The sequence below is a fragment of the uncultured Rothia sp. genome, from assembly GCF_937976295.1.
Taxonomy (GTDB): Bacteria; Actinomycetota; Actinomycetes; order Actinomycetales; family Micrococcaceae; genus Rothia.
Window position 1 is genome coordinate 1 of record NZ_CALJRY010000159.1, and the last position, 6,286, is coordinate 6,286.

General features: G+C 56.8%; 6 protein-coding genes. All 6 read left to right on the forward strand.

Translation table 11 applies throughout. From position 1 onward, the window contains the following. Positions 1-651: ParA family protein (locus tag Q0216_RS04360; RefSeq protein ID WP_298593226.1), on the forward strand; the 651-nt coding region annotated here is incomplete at its 5' end. Positions 652-654: 3 nt separating this feature from the next. Beyond that, a complete protein-coding gene (locus Q0216_RS04365) occupies positions 655-1,344 on the forward strand; it encodes a hypothetical protein (protein WP_298593228.1) in 690 nt (229 codons plus the stop codon). A gap of 300 nt (positions 1,345-1,644) precedes the next feature. Continuing rightward, on the forward strand, positions 1,645-3,882 hold the full coding sequence (locus Q0216_RS04370; protein ID WP_298593229.1) for a hypothetical protein: 2,238 nt from the start codon (positions 1,645-1,647) through the stop codon (positions 3,880-3,882). 19 nt (positions 3,883-3,901) lie between these two features. Further along, positions 3,902-5,209: a procyclic acidic repetitive family protein gene (locus tag Q0216_RS04375; RefSeq protein WP_298593230.1), complete on the forward strand. Its 1,308-nt coding sequence runs from the start codon at positions 3,902-3,904 to the stop codon at positions 5,207-5,209. A 163-nt stretch (positions 5,210-5,372) separates the two neighbouring features. Next, positions 5,373-5,726, forward strand: a complete 354-nt coding sequence (locus Q0216_RS04380) for a hypothetical protein (protein ID WP_298593232.1) — start codon at positions 5,373-5,375, stop codon at positions 5,724-5,726. Between the two features lie 113 nt (positions 5,727-5,839). Then, the coding region (locus Q0216_RS04385; protein ID WP_298593234.1) for a hypothetical protein at positions 5,840-6,286 on the forward strand (447 nt) is incomplete at its 3' end.

Consider the following 6,286-nt stretch of genomic DNA (forward strand, 5'->3'; position numbering starts at 1 on the left):
CTTTACACCCCGGAAAACTACGCTCAGGTAGAGCTGACGGAGGCGATCGTTAAGCATGATCGCATTGAAAACCTGTGGGTAATCCCCTCAAGCTATGGCGCATTGGATGCAGCAGAGAATAATCTAGATGGATTTGCCCGCGTCACTGCGGTACAGATGAAAATCATCAACCACCTTCCTCAGATTCTTCCTGATCTCGATTTTGTCATTATCGACACGCGCCCGACCTTGGGGGTGCTGACCGATAACGCTCTGGTGGCGGCAGATTACGCAATCCCGATTTGCGCCCCTTATGGCTCAGCCTTCTCAGGTGCCGTCTCCCTGGTGGATCGTGTCGAAGATCTGCACGAATACGCAGCCGGCATGATTCGCGTCAAGGTGGCACCGTGGATTCTGGCTGATTGGCCCGGAGGCAAGACCCCCGGAGAGGAAGCACAGGATTTGCTCGCATACCTGGAATCGGCAGAAATTGACCACTTTGCATCAAAGCTGATCAGCTCCAAGGAGTCCTCTAAGGTGCCGCTAAATGACGAGGTTCCTGCTGTCGTAGGAAAGCCCAACGTTCCCTTCTCCCAGGGTGTTTTCGCCCTGGTCGATGAAATGTTGAATCGCTGGGTGGGCAATAATTTTGAGCTAAAGAAGATGGAGTAAACGATGGCTGGTAAGACTGCAAAGACTAACGCCTTCGCAAAAGCGGAAGCACGCGCTAAGAAGACCGCCAAGAGCAAGGCAGCCTTGGATAAAGCCACCCTTGCCGCTGCTCCACGGAAGACCAATGAGAGGGCAGTGGTTCACAAGAAGGCAAGCGTGCGTCAGCGCACCTATCCCGAGGAATTTGCACACCTGGACACCTTGCCTAAGATTCTCCGCTGCCAGTGCCGAAAGATCCTCGATGACCGGGGGCACCTGGTCGAGGTCCCTCGAGCCGAATGCACCTGTGAAGCTCGAAACTGGAACCGCACCTGCCTTCATATTGACGTTGATGCTTTGCAGATGCTCGAGGATCTGCGCGATACCGAGGAGCGGGTTGTCGGTGTTCGAATGCCGCTCCAGTCGTACATGCTGGCAGCATTTCGCGCATTCCTTCCGACTCGAGAGGAAGGAATCGAATACGCTGCCGCTCTTCAGCAGCACATGGAGCCTGGCGAGAAGCCCGAGAGCCCTAAGACTCTGGGGCGAGAAATGCGCTGGCCGCAGGATGTGGCGCAAGCCTGCCGGCATGAGGCACGGCGAGTATATGCGTCCGGGCGAGGCAAGGGACAGGTTATGGTCCCGGCGTCATGGTACTACTCCACGGCAATCCGCAAGTTTGTTGATGACCGCCTTCAGTTGCTCAAGGCCTAAGAAAAACAGCCTGTTTTGAATGAGTTTATTACACTCTTCAAAGCAGGCTGTTTCTTGTATTCACTAGGGGATAAGGGCGTTTTAGTATATACTGAGTGTTGTAAATTTTACTGCAAATCTCACCCCAGTTTGGAGTGTTTTTAAATGGCTACCACCGAACTTTTCGGGAGCGTCTCTGAAGTTCTGCTCCCCACACACGGGGGAGTTAGGTACACAGAATCTGGACGGACATTTGTCTCAGGAGTGCTAACCGCAGCCCTGCAAGAGAGGCTTAAAGCTCCCCGAGTTCTGCTCGTGGAGGTGCTCAGTCGATCGGATGAAGACCTGCAGCAGATCCGCGGGCGCGCAAAGACCCTGAAATCTGTACCGGTACCTCCGCAGATTCTCAAGCCGGCGGTTTTTCCGGAAGTTACCCTCGATGATGGCAGCGTCATTAGGGCAGCTGGGTACCCCCTCAACGGTGAGCTGCTTTCTGAAATCCCTGATCTGACTGCCCGATTTGGTGTGCGCGCCGCTAACGCGCTGCTAATCAGTCTGGTTGAAAGCGTTGTGAAGCTTCCGGTGGAATCAATCGGCTCTGAATCGGGGCCGGTGCACGGCGGAATTTCCCCTGAGAGGGTTATTATCCCGTCCCCAGGATCCGGAGCAGCTATCCAGCTGGCGGGTCTTGGCGTGTATCGTCAGCCAGAATCCCCCAAGCAACTGCAGAATCTGATGAGGCAGGATACTCAGGGTCTCCGCGCGATTGGTAGGGTTCTGCCTGTTTCAGTCGCCCTCGCGGCTGAATGTGTTCCGTCGAGGCCCGGCTCTAAGCCGTCCTCGTTGGTGAATGCTTTGCAGTCTGCCATGAAGCGTGAGGGTGATGCGCCTACGGCTCAAGTGGCACCTTCAGAGATGGCTGACTTTGCTCCCCCGGTACCGGTAAAGCCTGCGGATTTTGTCGCGCCTTCTGCTCCGCGTCAAGAGGAGAAGGCAAAGGATCCCGTGCCTGTTCCTTCTGTCGCGCCCGTGGTAGAGGAGAAGCAGGAAGAACCGAAGGTACGGATGATTCCAGATCCGAGCGGGTACGGCCTGGTAGCAGCTGAGGATTCCTCGCCTGAACCGAATACGCCGAAGGATGAAGAACCTTCGCCTGTGGTACAGCGTCCAGAACTACCGAAGCCGGCTCAGGTTCAGGAACCAGTTCAAAGCATGCCAGAGGAAATCCCCCCTGCAGCACCGGAGACTCCCGTAAATACTCAGGAAGCTCCCGCATCTGCTCCGGAGGCCCACACTCCCACCGAAGCGGCACACAGCTCAATGCTCAACCGCATACGTGGCGTTATCCCCACCCGTCAGCCCCGAGAAGAAGCTGAGCAGCCCACCGAGACCGAGCAGAGGAGCGTGAAGTCACTTCTGACACGTCGAAATCTGCTGGCTGGCGGTGCCGGTGTAGGTGTTCTTTTGCTGGGCTCACTAGCGGTAGGCGCAATGGGCAACAAGAAGCCTCAAGGAACCTCAAACGAGGAGGTTCGCTCTGTCTCTACCCTGACCGGATATGCCGATTCTGGAACCTGGACCGTGCCCGTCTCAGCGAGCGCGCAGGTTTTCGCTGCAGAGGCTGGTGTGCTGGTAGCTAATGGTCCAAAGGTTGAGATTCATGCGTTCTCTAAGCCCGCCGGTAAGACTCTGATCCGCACCGTGGATCTGGGTGGCGAATTGGATCTGGCCTTCGATACGACGGTTGGCGGTAAGGCTGCGCTGGTGATGCAGTCTGGTCGAAAGCTGACCGTGTTCGTTGAAGGCATGGGCTCTGAGGGCAAGCTGATTGAGGCTGAGGTGCGTGAGGGGGCTCGAATTTCAGGGTCGGGTTCTGCGACTGTTGTCTTGGCGGGCTCTTCGGCTTCCGTGTTGATCAGTGATGGCCTGGTGGAGTTTAAGCGTCCTGAAGAGAGCGCGTATTCGACGTTGGCTGCTGATTCTGAGGGGCTAATTTCGGTCGCTTTTGACGCGCCGGTGCTGGTGACTGACCGTGAGGGCAAGAAGGTAAGCACGGCTTCTTTGTCCGCGGTTTCTGACGGCTGGGGTGTTCATTCCTGGATTGGCGCGGGACACGGCAAGATTGTCTCTTTGTGGGCTCAGGATGTGTACACCCAGGATGAGGCCGCAGAGGTTGTGTTGGCGGTTCATTCTGCCGCGGACGGTTCCTTGCTGGGGCAGAAGCAAATGCGTTTGTCTGATGCAGCCGAGAAGACCTCAAACGGCATGACGGTGCGCCCTTTGCGTGTTGGCCAGGGCGGTAAAACTGCTGTTTTCGGTCGCTCAGTGATTCGACTGGCTGATGGATCCTTTCGTGATGATTTGCCTGCAGATGTAGCGGTCAAAAAGATCAAGGGCGAGGTCATTGTTGCTGAAGATCAGGGCGGTTCGACTCTCGTCTATGCACCGGCTGAAGCTCGTGGTGTGAAATTTAGCGGGGCGATTATGGCGCAGGTCAGCTCAGGTTTGCTGGTTCAGCGCGGTAACGCACTCATTCTTCTGCCTGGAAATCAGGCATAGTTAGAAAGGTTTTGATGAGATGAGCAAGAGCTACAAGCTGCGCTCTGTAATGGCTGCTGCTGTCTTGGTGCCGGCGGTGGGTCTTCCTGCTGCGCTCGCTAATGAGTCGCCGTCGCCGGTGCCTTCTCCAAGCGCGAGCGCTTCTCCAAGTGCGCCGCCTGTGGTTGGTGAGTTGCCGGTGCTTGAGGTGACGGTGGCTGATCAGCTGGTTTTGGAGTACCCGGGTTTTGAAGCCGGCGAGTCCGTTGTTTTTGTGGTGCGTGATGATTCGGGGCGTTCTGTGTATTCGGTGGTGGTCCGTGTGACTGTTGCGGGGTCTGTGCGTCTTGAGGTGCCGGTTGGTTCTTTGGGCGTGGGGGAGTACACGGTTTCTGCGACTGCTGCGGGGCATGAGTTGAAGGATCAGCGGGTGAGGGTTCGTGAGGCGGTGGCTCCGACGGTAGAGCCGACGGCGGAGCCTGAGCCTACTAAGAGTCCTGAGCCGTCTGCTGAGCCTAGTGTGGAACCTACGAAGGATCCGGAGCCGGTACCGAGTGAGCAGCCGACGGCGGAGCCTACGAAGGAACCTGAGCCTACTAAGAGCCCTGAACCGACGGCTGAGCCGAGTGTGAAGCCTGTGCCGGTTCCTATTCCTGTTCCGGTGCCGTCGGTGGCGCCTACGAAGGATCCGGAGCCGGTACCGAGTGAGCAGCCGACTTCCGCTCCGTCTTCTTCGTCGGCTGAGCCGAGTGAACAGCCTTCTGTGCGTCCGGATGAGCCGGTGCCGTCGGTGGGCACTGTGAATACCGATCCGGAGTCCCGTAAGAAGGAGCAGGAGCAGAAGGATAAGGAGCAGGAGAAGGTGGACCCTCATGTTGAGGTGATTCGTCCGTCTGCGAGCGCTTCTGCGTCTTCTGGTGCTGGGCAGGATGCTTCGGCTGTTGCTGCTGAGCGTGAGGCGGCTGAGGCTGCGCGTCAGGCGCCTGCTGTAGAGCCGGGTGATTCGTCGGCTCTGGTGGCTGAGCCTATTTCTCGTTCGTCGGTTGTGGCTGCGGATTCTGAGAAGGTTTCGGGGTCGTCGGTTGTGGCTGCTCCGATTTCGCGTGGTGGGTCGGTGAAGGATCAGGATGCGGGTAAGGATGTGCCGGTTGCTGGTGCTCCGTCTCGTGATGCGTCGTCGTCTCCGGAGCCGTCGGTGGCGGTGGCTTCTCCGAGTTCGTCGGCGCAGGTTGAGCCTGCCACGGATTCGTCCTGGGGTTGGTTTTTCCCTGTGGCGGTGATTGGTCTGGTGGCTGGTGCAGCAGGTTGGTTCTTGGTGATGCGTCGCCGTAAGGGTGCCTCGTCTTAGGGCGGTCTGTAGGGTTCTGTGATGGTGCCCCTCTTTTTCTGGTGATTCCTTGTGGGATATGGGAAAGGAGGGGCACTTTTGTATATACTGGTTAGAGACTAAAGGCTTTGTATTGAGGGGCTGTTTTTGTTAGCTCTTTCCAGTAGAAGGCCTTTTATATTTCATGGTTTCGAACACCCATTCTAATAAGCCGTACACCTCTCGTGAGCAGCAGGAGATTGCGCAGAAGCTTCTCAAACATGCTGAGTTTAAGGCGCAGAAGCTGGAGTATGAGGAGAAGGGCGAGGTGCCAACTGGGCAGATCGTCACTCGCACGCATAAGGGCATGCGTGAGCTCTTCATGGAGCAAGCCCATAAGAATAAGACCAGTGCGAGCGCGGTGTTGCAGGCGTGCATTGAGCTCTATGTTCTTGCGCCAAGTAGTGTTCAGAAGGAGCTGACGGAGTATATTGAGCGGCGGACCATTACGGGTGCGCTCGCGCGTAAGCCACGGTTGAAGACGCGCCGCAAAAAGTAGTATTTTTCGTTGGGACACTATAGGTGCCCACTAGTATTTTTTCCTGATAGTCTAGGATTAGGAAAGACATAGCAGAATAATTTCTGTAGAAGCTACTTCAGGAAGAAGAAATCATGGCAAAGCGCCCGCCCTCCTCAGATGAGCGACTGCGCGAAGTGTACAACTCCGCCGTTCTCACCACGGATCCGACCCTCACCGGTCGAGCATGGACTATGGCTGTCACTGAGCGGGCGTACTCCATCCTCACCACCGAGGACGAAATCATCGAGAAGCTGCGCACCCTTGATGCGTGCTACAGCAATAACCCCGACGGCAAGGCATACTACGGCGTCATCGTAGCCGCCTATGTGGACCCGAAGATTGCCTACCGCGGATTTATCCGCTTCCTTGCCCCCAACCCGGAAGACCGTTCGGGTCCCTGGCTGGAAGAGGAAGTCCGCACCGCACCTCTGCGTGGAAACCTTGACGGCCAGCACCTCTACCAGAAGGCCGTCAGCCTCATTGGGCACCGCGTCCTCATTGCCAAGAACAAGGACGCTAACGCCCCCAAGACCCGCGCC